This is a genomic window from Blastococcus brunescens (genome assembly GCF_035320885.1).
GTDB lineage: Bacteria > Actinomycetota > Actinomycetes > Mycobacteriales > Geodermatophilaceae > Blastococcus_B > Blastococcus_B brunescens.
Genome location: NZ_CP141261.1, coordinates 3,090,696 through 3,104,269 on the forward strand (window position 1 = coordinate 3,090,696; position 13,574 = coordinate 3,104,269).

The 13,574-nt window shown below is 71.4% G+C and carries 10 protein-coding genes and 2 pseudogenes; 3 read left to right on the forward strand and 9 right to left on the reverse strand.

From position 1 onward, the window contains the following. The first annotated feature begins 46 nt into the window (after positions 1-46). Entirely contained in the window at positions 47-409 is a 363-nt protein-coding gene (locus U6N30_RS20715; protein WP_324273781.1) for a hypothetical protein, read from the forward strand. 185 nt (positions 410-594) lie between these two features. Here the strand turns inward: U6N30_RS20715 and U6N30_RS20720 are convergent, their stop codons facing one another. The 8 genes and pseudogenes from U6N30_RS20720 to U6N30_RS20755 form a co-directional block, all read right to left on the reverse strand. After that, positions 595-2,052 (reverse strand): hypothetical protein, encoded by a 1,458-nt coding sequence (locus U6N30_RS20720; protein ID WP_324273782.1) that lies wholly within the window; start codon positions 2,050-2,052, stop codon positions 595-597. Positions 2,053-2,075: 23 nt separating this feature from the next. After that, a complete protein-coding gene (locus U6N30_RS20725; protein WP_324273783.1) occupies positions 2,076-3,248 on the reverse strand; it encodes a Shedu anti-phage system protein SduA domain-containing protein in 1,173 nt (390 codons plus the stop codon). 545 nt (positions 3,249-3,793) lie between these two features. After that, positions 3,794-4,867, reverse strand: a complete 1,074-nt coding sequence (locus tag U6N30_RS20730) for a protein kinase domain-containing protein (RefSeq protein WP_324273784.1) — start codon at positions 4,865-4,867, stop codon at positions 3,794-3,796. Continuing rightward, the gene (locus U6N30_RS20735; protein WP_324273785.1) at positions 4,868-5,575 is read right to left on the reverse strand and encodes a helix-turn-helix transcriptional regulator; all 708 of its coding nucleotides are present in this window, start codon (positions 5,573-5,575) and stop codon (positions 4,868-4,870) included. Between the two features lie 195 nt (positions 5,576-5,770). Continuing rightward, positions 5,771-7,933, reverse strand: a complete 2,163-nt coding sequence (locus U6N30_RS20740) for a vitamin B12-dependent ribonucleotide reductase (RefSeq protein ID WP_324273786.1) — start codon at positions 7,931-7,933, stop codon at positions 5,771-5,773. 77 nt (positions 7,934-8,010) lie between these two features. Continuing rightward, positions 8,011-8,652, reverse strand: a pseudogene (locus U6N30_RS20745) (vitamin B12-dependent ribonucleotide reductase); the annotation flags it as partial. Between the two features lie 168 nt (positions 8,653-8,820). After that, positions 8,821-9,321 (reverse strand): transcriptional regulator NrdR, encoded by a 501-nt coding sequence (gene nrdR, locus U6N30_RS20750; RefSeq protein ID WP_324273787.1) that lies wholly within the window; start codon positions 9,319-9,321, stop codon positions 8,821-8,823. Positions 9,322-10,983: 1,662 nt separating this feature from the next. Then, positions 10,984-11,130: a LysM peptidoglycan-binding domain-containing protein gene (locus U6N30_RS20755; RefSeq protein WP_324273788.1), complete on the reverse strand. Its 147-nt coding sequence runs from the start codon at positions 11,128-11,130 to the stop codon at positions 10,984-10,986. Between the two features lie 560 nt (positions 11,131-11,690). On the opposite strand from U6N30_RS20755, the pseudogene U6N30_RS34340 reads away from it, so the two are divergent. Then, positions 11,691-11,999: pseudogene (locus tag U6N30_RS34340) on the forward strand (hypothetical protein); the annotation flags it as partial. Then, the gene (lexA, locus tag U6N30_RS20760; protein ID WP_422678134.1) at positions 11,920-12,516 is read left to right on the forward strand and encodes a transcriptional repressor LexA; all 597 of its coding nucleotides are present in this window, start codon (positions 11,920-11,922) and stop codon (positions 12,514-12,516) included. The pseudogene U6N30_RS34340 and the gene lexA, both read left to right, overlap by 80 nt. 65 nt (positions 12,517-12,581) lie before the next feature. Here lexA and U6N30_RS20765 read toward each other — a convergent pair whose 3' ends face one another. Continuing rightward, positions 12,582-13,448 (reverse strand): hypothetical protein, encoded by an 867-nt coding sequence (locus U6N30_RS20765; protein WP_324273790.1) that lies wholly within the window; start codon positions 13,446-13,448, stop codon positions 12,582-12,584. Positions 13,449-13,574 lie beyond the last annotated feature (126 nt).

Here is a 13,574-nt window from a genome sequence, read left to right on the forward strand (position 1 = left end):
CCCCTGAGCGGCCCTGCGACCGCACCCGACCCCGTAAGGAGGCCCGATGAGCCGGACCGGCGACCCCGCCGAGCGGCACCACCTGCCAATGGTGTGCACGTGCGGTCCCGAACGGGCAGCCGCGGGCGAGGCCCTCTACCAGCGCGTCAAGGCTGGCCTGGCCCGCGGCAGCACTGAGCTGAGGGCACGCGAGGTCACCGACCGCACGTTCGTAGACGACCTCATCCTGTCGCTGCTCGTTGACCACAACGCGGCAGTCGAGCGCATCCCTGGCGACCAGTGGTTCCTCGTGGTCGTCCGTAGCGGCATCCCCGGTCCCGAGACCCAGGTCGCCTGCCCAGCCGACCAGCCTTCCCTCGGCCTGGCCGCGATCTGGGAGTGGTACGAGCAGCGGAAGACGCAGCCATGACCGACGTGCCCTGGGCACTGGGAGCGGCCGGACCCGACCGTTCAGTCGGTCGACGCCGGTGTGCGGGTGCCGTCGCCGGCCACGCCCGCGGCTCCTTCGGTGTGGGGCGCGAGGACGACAACCGGCTCAACAGGACCATCTGCTCCCACGGCGGCAGGTGACCGGGCCGTCCCAAGCTGTCTCCGCTACAGCTTGGACGCCGACTTCTTCGGGCGGGCGTCGATGAACCGCGGTGCCATCGTCCACCCCGGCGTCTGCCCCGACAGCGTTTCGCAGGTCTCGGTGACCCGGGCGATGCGCTCCTCGGACAGTTCGTCGTCGGTGAAGCCGATGCACACGTAGTAGCCGCACTGGATCTGCTCGCTGCGCAGGTACTGCGGCAGCTGAGCCGCAGCACCCTGGATGAGCTTGGTGCTGCGGGCGAGCTTGACCTCGATCAACGCCCGCTGCTGCCAGCCGGCCGAGAACTTGAAGTCCACCGGGCCGCGTCCGACGTTGGTCTCTCGGCTGAAGTCGACTCCGGCGGCCCGGCACGACTCAATCCACATCGCCGCGGCGACGGCCTGCACGATCTTCTCCTGCCGGGGCTTGGTCAGGTCGTCGTTCCACAGCACCCGCCACACGTCGGTGTCCTCCACGACGTGGGTGAACCGGTCGATGAGGTTGCCGACCCAGGTGCAGAACTCGCCGTCGGCCGGCTGCGGCAAGACACCGTTCTCCGCGGTGTCGATGCGGGCGGCGGCGCGACCGGGTTCGAACCAGCCGACGAGCAGGTCGGGGTCGGTGCGCACGTCGTACGGCTGGTGCTCCCGCTCGGCCTCCGCGTCGACGTACTCGAACGCGGTGTCCGGGCTGCGCCGGGCCAGGCGCCGCCCCAGCTCACGCTTCTCCGCGCGGGACAGCTCTTCGCCGATCGCGTAGTTGAGGTCGGCGCGCAGCTCCATGCCGATGCGGGCGTCGGCCCAGTCCCAGAACCCGTTGGCGGTCACCCGCTGCGGGATGTCCTGCAGGAAGCGCTCCGGGGTGAGCAGCACGCCGCCGCCGGTGACCGGGCTGCGGGGCAGCGCGACCCGCGCGTCCGACCAGCGGCCGGCCGACGCCTGCCAGGCGGCGTTGCGGACGGTCATGACCTCGGTGCCGATGCCACGCTCGGCGCAGATGCGCTGCGTGTAGGCGATGAACCGGGCCTTCATGATGTTGCAGAACATGTCGCTGATCCGGTCGACGCCGAGCCCGGGCACGAAGACCGCGAACACGTCGACATAGCTCACGCCGCGCTCGACGGCGCGGGTCATCACCTCCAGCGCGTCGGCCATCAGCGCGGCCAGGTCGCCACCGGTGCCGGCGCCGTTCGGGGAGCCCATCGACAGGCCGAGGGCGAACTCCTTCGGCTCGGGGAAGGTCAGCAGCCGTAGCGCCTTCTTCCAGTGCGGGGAGGCGGTGTCCCCGCCGGCCCGGCGGACCAGGTCCCGGCAGATGCCGAAGAAGCTGACGATCTGGGCCTGCGCGCCGGCGAACAGCGTGTCGTCGTCCTCGAACACCAGGAACGGGTCGACGTAGAGCGGGGTGTCCTCGGTGAGGACCGGGTTGAACCAGTCGTCGTCCTCGCGGTGCTCGACGGAGACGAGCTCGCTGAACCTCATGCGTGACCTCCCGCGGACTCAGCTCAGAACGGCGGCTCGTCGTCGTCCCAGGCGGACGTCGCCGTCCCCGACCAGGGGTCCGCGTCACCTGGCGTGGACGGGGTTGCCCAGGGATCCGGCTCGGCGGGCGGTGGCCCTGGCTCGCCGTCCACGGTCTCCTGCTCGAAGTTGAGAGCGCGCTCGGCCGCGTCCAGCAGCATCGCCCAGGTCATGACCTCGACCCGGGACAGGTGGGAGTTGTAGGTGCGCAGCGTCTGCTCGACCTGCCGGGCCGTGACGCCGTCCACGTGCGCCGGGTGGCCGATGACCACGGTCGCGAAGACCCTGTGCATGTCGTACTCGAGCCCGAAGTTGTCGCGGTACATGGTGGTCAGCGCGGCGCCGTGCTTGTCGAGGTTGGCCAGGTAGTTGGTGGCCTGCGACGTCGCCTCGTGGACCTCGTTGCCGACGATGTGGTGGTTCCGGTGGCGCCGCACCAGGCGCGGCACGGACGGCCCCTTGAGCTCGACGATGTGCAGGGTGCCGTCGGCGCCGACGAGCGGGACGTCGTGCTGGTCGAGCGGGACGAGATTTCGCCGGTCGGCGATGCCGACGTACCGGCCGCCGAATAGCCAGTAGCTGTCACCCATGACGTGCTGCATGTTGGTCTCGGTCGTCTTGGGGTCCGCCGCCATCGCGCGAAGACGGGCGATCAGCGCGCGGCGCTGCTCGAGCACGGCCGTCTCCGCGGCGACCAGGCCGCCGGCCGACCGGGCCAGCGCCAGCCCGAGCTCGACGGCGTTGCCGCCGGCCACAAGCGCGGCGACCAGCGTGTCGACGTCCACGTCGCCGGACGACAGCAGGTCGACCAGCGCGGCCTGTGGGCTGTCGCGGTCGACGAGCCGGTAGTGGCCAGTGCCGACTTCGCTTTGCAGGAAGGCCAGTAGCTTGTCCAGCTCGTCGTTCTGGCACGCCCATGTCTTGTTGGGCGTGTCGAAGTCCCACTGGCCCGCCCGCCGCGGCGACGTCCGGAAGCGCAGCTCCCTGTTCTTGACTTCGCCGCTGGTCGGGTCACCGAACTCTGCGTAGGTGACGGTCTTGGCCACCTGCGGCCCGTCCTTCAGCCACGCGGTCCGGTAGCCGAAGTGTCCCGGGCGGGTTGGCTGTCGGTTGACCCACACCTCGAACTCGTCACGGTCGCCGCCATCCCCGCTCACCGGGCGGAGCCGTTCCGCTGCGCGGCCCACTGCCGTTGCTCAGTTCGTGCACCGAGTGGGGCTCCGAGGGCAACGCCGGTGAGCGTGGCGATGACTCCGAACACCCCGATCACGACCGCCGCCACGACCCCGCCGGCGGGCGCTCCGGCATCGTCGAGGGACGTGACAGCTGCCCCTCCAGGCCGGCTGCGAACCAGCCGACCCACCGGTCGATGAACTCCTCCGCCTCCCCGGTGACGAGCTCGGTGAAGGGCCATGCGACCTGGTAGTGGGTGATCGCGTTCGCCAGCGCCTTCCCGACAGCTTCCCCGTTCCGTAGGGGTCAGCGGGGTGGAGAGCGAACGGGTCCTGGCCCGGACCGACCCGACGCCTAAACGGGGTGTCCATGAAGGCGGTCTCGAACCAGCCGTACACCCCGGGCCGCTGAGCGTCGCAGTAGAACAGCGAGTGACTGCGGCCCGCGTAGCCACTGCGGTCAGCCGGGATGACAACAGAGACGGTCGCCGCGGCGATGATGTCGAACGGCGGAGGCCACTGGCCCCAGTTCACATCGTCGATCGGGACCGACGTGGACAGCCCGACCTGCACCCCGTTGAGTTCCACGCTCCAACCCTCGGTGCGACGCCGGACGACGGCGCCGGGGGCGAGGTCGGTGACGGTCTCGAGCATCGCGGTGGAGGTCCGCTGGAGTGACCGGCCAGCCGAGTCGGCGAGCTGGCGACGGCGCTCTTGCTCCGTCTCCGCGCGCGATGCGGCGACCTCGTCAGCCCGACGCTGCTCGGCGTGGCGCTGGTAGGCCCCGGCCAGGGCTGCCATGCCGGGCGTCGGGGTGCTCTCCGCGGCCTTCTGCAACCGGGCGAGCAGGTTCGCCGGCACCGGCCGGGCCGCGGGGGCCTTGTACAGGCACTCCTCGATGAGCGCGGCCAACCGGGGGACGCCGTGGCCAGCGCCGGCGGCTCGGCGTGCAGGTGCTGGTCGTGGAAGTCCTCCCATCCCGGACCCGGGAACGGAAGGTCTCCGCTCAGCAGCTGGAACGCCATCACCCCCACGGCGTAGACGTCGGCAGCGGCGGTGGCGCGTGCGGCCCGCCAGCGCTCCGGTGCCGCGTACGGCGGCGACATCGCCATCCTGCGGGTGTCGGGCGCGGTCGTGGCATCGGCGTAGCGGGAGATGCCGAAGTCGGCGAGGCACCAGGCGCCGTCGACGAGCAGGACGTTCGCCGGCTTGAGGTCGCGGTGGACCACCCGTCCGTCGAGGTCCGCGAGCGCGGTCGCGACGTCGGTCAGCACGGCCAAGGCGTCCTCGAGCGGCAGCGGACCGCCGGCGGCGTCGAGCCGGTCCTGCAAGGACTCCTCGGCCAGCGGCATGACGATGACGTAGGCATCTGCCGTCTCCCGGAGTCCAGCACGGGGACGATGTTGCGGGCGCCGGCGACCCCTCGACGAGGAGGAGCTCGCGGGATGCGCCGGGCGCCTTCCGGACCAGCTTGACGGCCGCCGGTGACCCGTCGTCCGCGGTGGCCGCGAAGACCCCGCCAAACCCGCCCTGGCCGATCTGCGGTCCGAGCGTCCACCGGCGTGCGAGCTGGATGACGCTGCCGACCACCGCGTGCGGGGCACTCACAGCAGGTCCGCCTCGTTGCGGATGGCGGCCGCCTCGTCGCCGGAGACGTTCACCCACACGCCCAGGGTCTGAGAGACCACGGCGGCGAACCGCCACAGCGGCCCGTACCCGGGCCGGCCGGCCCGGACGTACACGGTGCCGTCGAGGTCGATGCGCGGCTCGAGCAGCTGGTGGTGGGCTGCGAGCTCCGCCACGATCCGGCGCCCGGCCATCACCTCCTCCCGGGTGGCGACCCGGTCGGAGGCCGCTGGCCGGGACAGCGCGCGGCGGGCCGCCCGGTCGGCCGGTGCCGGCGACCGCGGGTCGGTCACGTCGACGATCTGCTCGACGCGCAGGCCGAGCACCGAGCACACGGCGAACAGGTTGTGCACCGCCGTCCACTGGCCCCGCTCGATGCGCTGCACCGTGTTCACCGAGACGCGCGCGGCGTCGGCGACGTCGTTCTGCTCCCACCGGCGTGCCCGCCGTCGGTCGGCGACGTCGCGGGCGATGTCCTGCCACCACTCGTAGCTTTCGCGCAGCGACCGCGGCTCGACGCCGGAGTAGTCGCGGTACGGGAACCGCGCGCCCGCGCCCGCGTCGGCTGGCGACGGCGGCGCGTACGCGGTGCCGGCGACCCGGCCGCCGCTGCGGGCGCGTCGGGCGCCGGCCGTCGTACCCGCGACCGAGCGCGGTCGCCGCGGCGGTGACGGGGGCTGGGTCACGCGCCTGTCCTTTCCTGTCCCATGCAGAGCCGCCCCGACCCTCCGAAGAGTGCCGGGGCGGCTGGAAGCGACTTGCCAAGCTCGCGCGAGTTGCCGACCTTGGCAAGAAATGTCAGCGCAAGCCGCGATGACATTCCGGCAAGCCCGCCGGGACATTCAGCGAGAATCCCGCTGACATCCCGGCGAGCCTCGCCATCAGCTGCAGCCGCTGGTGGAGCCGCAGCCCTCGCAGACGTAGCAGCTACCGGCCGGGCGCATCTTCGTGCCGCAGGTCATGCAGAGCGGCGCGTCGGTGGCGGTGCCGGTGACGAGCTCGAGGAGCTCGGCGGAGGAGTGGGCCTCCTTGACCGACTGCGGGCCCTCCGGGGTGACCTTCTCCTCGACCTTGGCGGTCTCGATCGGCGCGGAGTTGCGCAGCTGCTCCAGGTCGACCTCTTCCTCCTCGGTGACAGTCGGGGTCGAGGCGGAGGTGCCGTAGCCGGAGACCTGCGCGGCGCGCTCCTCGGCGGTGAAGATGCCCAGTCCGGCACGCTTCTCGACGGGCAGGTGGTCCAGCGCCAGGCGACGGAAGATGTAGTCCATCACCGACTGGGCGATCCGGATGTCCGGGTCGTCGGTCATGCCGGCCGGCTCGAAGCGCATGTTGGTGAACTTCTGGATGTAGGTCTCCAGCGGCACACCGTGCTGCAGCGCGATGGACAGCGAGATGGAGAAGGCGTCCATCACGCCGGCCAGCGTCGAGCCCTGCTTGCCGAGCTTGAGGAAGACCTCGCCGAGGCTGCCGTCCTCGTACATGCCGGCGGTCATGTAGCCCTCGGCGCCGGCGACGCTGAAGGACGTGGTGACGCTCGTCCGCTTCTTCGGCAGCCGCTTGCGGACCGGGTGGGACAGCGCGCCCGGGGCGGTGGCCTCGGCCGCGACCTCCTCCTTGGTGCCGTCGTTCTTGCCCTTGCCGCCAGAGAGCGGCTGGCCGACCTTGCAGTTGTCGCGGTAGATCGCCAGCGCCTTGAGGCCGAGCTTCCAGCCCTCGAAGTAGATCTTCTCGACGTCCTCGATGGTCGCCGACTCGGGCATGTTGACCGTCTTGCTGATCGCGCCGGAGATGAACGGCTGCACCGCGGCCATCATGCGCACGTGGCCCATCGGGGAGATGGCCCGCTCCCCCATCGCGCAGTCGAACACCTCGTAGTGCTCCGGGCGCAGGGTCGGCGCGTTGACGACATGGCCGTGCTCGGCGATGTACTCGACGATCGCCTCGATCTGCTCCTCCTGGTAGCCCAGGCTCTTGAGCGCCCGCGGCACGGTCTGGTTGACGATCTGCATGGAGCCGCCGCCGACCAGCTTCTTGAACTTGACCAGCGAGAAGTCCGGCTCGATGCCGGTCGTGTCGCAGTCCATCATGAAGCCGATGGTGCCCGTGGGTGCCAGCACCGAGGCCTGCGCGTTGCGCCAGCCGTTGTCGGCGCCGATCTCCAGGCACTCCTGCCACTGCTGGGTGGCCGCCTTCAGCACGTCGGCGTCGTCGGCGCCGACCGGCCGGATGGCGTCGTTGGCCGCGGCGTGCTTGCGCATGACCCGGGCGTGGGCCGTCGCGTTGCGGGCGAACCCGTCGTAGGCACCCACGATGCCGGCGAGTTCCGCCGACCGGCGGTAGGCCGTGCCGGTCATCAGCGAGGTGATGGCCGCCGCGAGGGTCTGACCGCCGCGGGAGTCGTAGGCGTGGCCGGTCGCCATGAGCAGCGCGCCCAGGTTGGCGTAGCCGATGCCCAGCTGCCGGTAGGCGCGAGTGGTCTCACCGATCGGCGCGGTCGGGAAGTCGGCGAAGCAGATCGAGATGTCCATCGCGGTGATGACCAGCTCGACGGACTTCACGAAGGTCTTCGCGTCGAACGTGCCGTCGGCCTTGAGGAACTTCATGAGGTTCAGCGAGGCCAGGTTGCACGAGCTGTTGTCCAGGCTCATGTACTCCGAGCACGGGTTGGACGCGTTGATCCGGCCGGTCTCGGGGTTGGTGTGCCAGTCGTTGATCGTGTCGTCGTACTGGATGCCCGGGTCGGCGCACTCCCAGGCGGCCTGGGTGACCTTGCGGAACAGCGTCTTGGCGTCGACGGTCTCGATGACCGACCCGTCCATGCGGGCACGCAGGCCGAACTCGGTGCCCTCGTCCACCGCGCGCATGAACTCGTCGGAGACGCGCACGGAGTTGTTGGCGTTCTGGTACTGGACGCTGGTGATGTCCTTGCCGCCGAGGTCCATGTCGTAGCCGGCGTCGCGCAGCGCGCGGATCTTGTTCTCCTCGCGGGCCTTGGTCTCGATGAACTCCTCGATGTCGGGGTGGTCGATGTCGAGGACGACCATCTTCGCCGCGCGGCGGTGGCGCCACCGGACTTGATGGTGCCGGCCGAGGCGTCGGCACCGCGCATGAAGCTGACCGGTCCGGAGGCGGTGCCACCGGAGGAGAGCAGCTCCTTGGAGGAACGGATGCGGGAGAGGTTGAGGCCGGCACCGGAGCCGCCCTTGAAGATCAGGCCCTCCTCGCGGTACCAGTTCAGGATCGAGTCCATCTCGTCGTCGACGGCAAGGATGAAACACGCGCTGACCTGCTGCGGGGCGCTCGTGCCGACGTTGAACCACACCGGGGAGTTGAAGCTGAACACCTGGTGCAGCAGCATCCAGGTGAGCTCGTGCTCGAAGATCTCGGCGTCACCCTCGCTGGCGAAGTAGCCGTGCTCGCGGCCGGCGGCGCCGTAGGTGAGCACCACCCGGTCGATCAGCTGACGCAGGCTGCTCTCCCGCTGGGGCTGGCCGACGGCGCCACGGAAGTACTTCGTGGTGACGATGTTGGTGGCGTTGATGCTCCACTCGGCGGGGAACTCCACACCGCGCTGCTCGAAGTTGATCGAGCCGTCCCGCCAGTTGGTCATGACGACGTCGCGGCGCTCCCAGGTCACCTCGTCGTAGGGGTGCACACCGGCGGTGGTGAAGACTCGCTTGATCTTCAGGCCCTTGCCCCGGCTCGGCGCCTTGGCCGTGCGTCGGGTGCGGGAGCCGGCCAAGCGGTCGTCGGTCTCGGTCATGGTGTGGAGCTCTCCTGATCGTCATTCGCTGTGTCGTGTGCGCGGTGCGGTGCTGCGCGATGGGTGGATCGGAGGGCCGGGGAAGAGCCGCGATCGTTCGGTGCTGGTTCTCTGCCTGTCCTGGTGCTCTGCGTCGAACTCGTGTCTAGCTGGTGGTACTGACAGTTCTCAGGCGCCGGTGAGGGTGCCCGAGGAGACGGATCCGGGCGGCTCGGCGACCTGCTGCTGCCGGGCCTTGAGCTCGGCGATCTCCTTCTCGAAGTCGGCCACCGAGGTGAAGGAGCGGTAGACGCTGGCGAAGCGCAGGTAGGCGACCTCGTCGAGCTCCCGCAGGGGCCGGAGGATGGCCAGCCCCACTTCGTTGGCGGGCACCTCTGCGACACCGGTGGCGCGGATGGCGTCCTCGACCTGCTGCGCGAGTTTCTGCAACTGGTCCTCGTCGACCGGCCGCCCCTGGCAGGCGCGACGGACACCCGCGACCACCTTGGAGCGGTTGAACGGCTCGCTCACCCCGCTGCGCTTGACGACGGCGAGCACGGCCTCCTCGACCGTGGTGAACCGGCGCCCGCACGTGGGGCAGGAGCGGCGACGACGTGTCGTCGCTCCCTCGTCGGCCTCCCGCGAGTCGATGACCCTGCTGTCGGCGTTGTGGCAAAACGGGCAGCGCATCGCGGAGACCTCCTTCCGACCAGTCGGGGCCGTCCGACGGCCGGTCCTGTGGACCCTCCTGGGGACATCCGGTGGACGTCCCGGGAGAACCTGGGGACCAGCCTGTGGACAGGCTTACAACTCTGTAACTACTAGATGTAGGGGAACCCTAGGCCGAGCCACACAAGATGTGCAAGCGATCCGACGCTCGGCGTGTTCCGTCCAGACACTGCTGTCACCAGGGAGGACATCGCTCCCCACGAGTCACACGACACGCCGGGAGGACGCGCCGGGGCGTCGGGTCGGCCCGACGACGAGGCCGCCGGAAGCTCGCCTGCGATCACCGATCACCTCCGCAGGATGCGGGCGCCGTCGGACCGACTCCGGCTCCGGCGACCGGAGAGCACGACCCGTGCGGCGCCTCGCTGCCGACCGCGGACGCTCCCGCGGTCGCTCGCCGGCAGCCGACCGTCGGCACACGTCCGAAGGCGGGAAGGAGGGCCGCGCCGCGCCCCGAGGTCCGCCGGCGGGAGCCGGCGTGGCGCGCGAGGAGAACGCGCCGAGACCTGGAAATCAGACGCCGCGGACGGACCCGTCGACGCGGGGACGGCGGGCGTGGGGCACGTGGTCGCTGAGACGCATCGGACGCGTCAGCAGCTCGGGCTCGAGACCGTCGGGTGCCGTCCAGCCGGCACGCGGCGCGGAATCCTCCGGCCGAACCGCCGGACGCGACCTCGACGGACCGTCGACGGGGCCGGCGGACACGCGAGCCGTGGCCGACGCGCCCTCGGACGCGGTCCGACGCAGGCCCGTGTCGGCCGGCCGCTGCTGCCCGAGGTCTCCGGCCGCACGGTGCCGGCCCGGAACCGCCGGCGCCGCTGAACGGGCCGGGGTTCCTTCGGGAGCACGCCGACGGCCGACGGCCGGAGCCTCGCCGGTCTCCGGTGCGCGCCGACGCCCGACCGCCGGGGACTCAGCCGTCTCGGGGCGCGGCGGCGCCCGGTAGCCTGCTGCTCCGCCTCTTCCGGCGCCCGGCGGCGGCCCACGGAGGCGAACTGCGCCGTCTCGTCAGCGGTCCGGCGCCCACCGGCCGGCGGGAGATCCCGGACGACGGAGAGGTCGCGCACCATCGGCAGTCCGGCCGTGACGGCTCCGTCGGCATCTGCCGAGCGACTACGGCGGCCGGACGGGTGCCGCGCGACGGACATCTCCTGCGTTCCGGGACCGAACGCCGCCCGACGCTCGGGCCGTGCCGCCACGGCGAGGTGCCGCTCCGGCAGGCGCAGTGACCCCAGATCGGTCCACGCCGTCTCCTCGACACCCCCAGGACGACCCGCACCCACACCTGGCAGGAGCCACTGGCGTCGTGCCGCCAGCCGAGGAGCTCGCCCGCCCACCACGTTCCTGCCTGATACACCTCGACAGCCTGGGGTTGACTGGTGAACACAGCTGCTCGGTTCTCCATGGCGCCTGACACGGGACGACCGTAAGCGCTGGAGTGACCACTGAGTGTGAAGACGCCCGCACTGAGGGTTGACGAAGTCGCGCCCCGACGTTGTGGACCTATTGCCGTGGCGCGATCGCCGCGGCGGGCCAGAGGTGTCGTAACCACCTCTGCCCAGCGTTCGTGCTGGTCAGGAGAGCGGACCAGGCGGAGACGCCGAGCGGAGCGCACACCCTGCATCACGGGAGGAGGAGCTCCTGCCCCGGCACCAGGTCGGCGCTCCGGAGGCCGTTCAGCTCCTGGATCCGGTCGATCACCGACCGCACGTCACCGTCGACCTCGAGGGAGGAGGCGATCGACCACAACGTGTCGCCCGGCTGCACCACGACACTGCTCCCCCGCCAGCCGCAACCCGTCGGATCCGCCACCGAGGAGCGGACCCACCCAGGAGCCCAGCGCCACGCCCAGAGCCAGTGCCATCACGACGGCGAGCCGCCGGGCACGACGGGTCAGCCGCAGGCCCACCGAGGGGCCCTCGTCGGGACCGTTCGCCGGGCGACCCCGCCGGACCCCGCTGCTCGGACCGTCATCCCCTCCGGCCGCGGCGCGGAGATCCGGCGCGCAGGAGGCGCCGGGGTGAGGGAGGCCGGCAGACACCCACGCGCGACGGGCTGCGGCGTGAGGGCCGGGCGAGGGGGCGCGCGAGGAGGCGACGGCCCCGGCGCCGGCGTGCACCACCACGAGGCGGGGCCGCCACGGCGCCTGGACCTCCTCGTCGAACTCCAGCACGGCCTGCGCGACACTTCCCATGACCTGTCCTCCTCACCTCTCGTGCTCGACCTTTGGTCGAACGCCTGTTCGAATCGAACGACTGTTCGATGTGTACCGCATGGGTCCGACGAAAGCCACCGGACACGACCTGCGACTTCGAACATGTGTTTGATCGATGCCGCGAGAAGCGCTACCGTCCGATGGACGGACACAGGCGCTGCGCGAGCGGCGGACGAGGAGGCGACGTGGCGGAGAAGAGCGGGAGCTCAGGCGGCCGCAAGGCGGGGGCGGACGCCGGCGCGACGGCGGGAACGGCAGCGGTCCGCTCGTTCCCCGACCGGGGTGCCGACGGCGACGGCCTGACCCAGCGCCAGCGCCGGGTCCTGGAGGTCATCCGCGACTCGATCGAGCGGCGGGGCTATCCCCCTCGGTCCGCGAGATCGGCGAGGCGGTCGGCCTGTCGTCGGCCTCCTCGGTCGCCCACCAGCTCTCCGTCCTGCAGAAGAAGGGCTGGCTGCGGCGCGACCCCAACCGGCCCCGCGCCCTCGACGTCCGGCTGCCCGGCGACTCCCCGCACCACCTCCCGGCAGCCGCAGAGCTCACCCAGGGGACGACGCGCAGCTCTCGGCCCCGACGTACGTCCCGCTGGTCGGCCGCATCGCCGCCGGTGGGCCGGTGCTCGCCGAACAGGCCGTGGAGGACGTCTTCCCCTCCCGCGCGAGCTCGTCGGCGAGGGAACGCTCTTCATGCTGAAGGTGGTCGGCGACTCGATGGTCGAGGCCGCCATCTGCGACGGGGACTGGGTGGTGGTCCGGCAGCAGCCGACCGCCGAGAACGGCGAGATCGTCGCCGCGATGATCGACGGCGAGGCCACGGTCAAGACCTACAAGCGACGCGACGGCCATGTCTGGCTGCTGCCCCACAACCCTGCCTACGAGCCCATCCCGGGCGACGACGCGACCGTCCTCGGCCGGGTCGTCAGCGTCCTGCGCCGCGTCTGACAGCGGGCCCCGTCCCGCTCACCGCTCGCACGCTCGCGGTGAGCCTCCTGACGGGGCCACGCGCCTCAGGGCCGGCGGCGCAGCATCCCACCGATCCAGACGACCACCGTCGCGACGCCTGCCGCGATCAGCGCCGAGGTCCAGGGCGACATCCCCGACCTGGTCAGGTCGCTGAAGCTCAGGACCGCCCCCTCGGGGGCCGGCGTCGTGGCCTCGACGGTCGCCGGGGCGAGGGCGACGCGGGTGAGATCGGCGGGCAGCCCCTCGCTGGTGACCAGCAGGCTCTGCCCGTCCGCCGCGAAGGTGATCGCCTCGCCCTGGGGCGAGGTCGGCAGCGGGATGACCGACGGTTCGCCCGAGAGGGCGCCGACGACATCGCTGCCGGTCAGCGGCCAGACATAGGCATCTGTGTACGTGCGCAGGGCCAGGCGCTGACCATCCGCTGACACCGCACCGCCGGTGACCAGCAACTGCCCGACGCTGCCCACGGGCCCGCCCGCCGTCCCGGTGAGCGTCATGGAGACGCCGGCGACCTTCGCCAACGCCACGGTGCCGCCGTCCACGAGGGCCGTCGTCGGGCTGTACACCCCGCTCGCGCCGAGCACCTCCTTGGTCACCACGTACGGGGTCCCGTCCGGCGCGAGGAGGAGGGCCTCTGCGTCGTGGGGCCCGTCCGGATAGGTGAGCCGGAAGATGCCGGTCGAACCGTCGGGCCGGAGGGCCAGCAGCGCCACGGTCGTCCGCGTGCCGTTGTTGTCGCCCGTGTCGGCCAGCCAGACGGTCCCGTCCGGACCGACCGCCATGTCCTCGGGGTCGTAGGGGTCCAGCGCGGCTGTGTGCGAGTCGACGACCTGGCACGAGGCGTCCAGCAGGTGCACGGCCAGCTCCTCGCCGCCGTCGTTCATGGCCAGGACGCCGCTGTCGACGGCCACGATCCCGGAGATCTCCGCCAGCCGCGGGTCACTGACCTGGCACTGGACGGCCGTCGTCGCGACCCCGTTCTCGGCGTACGCGGGCAGGGCGGACCCGAGGACGAGGCCGGTCCCGAGGGCTCCCCG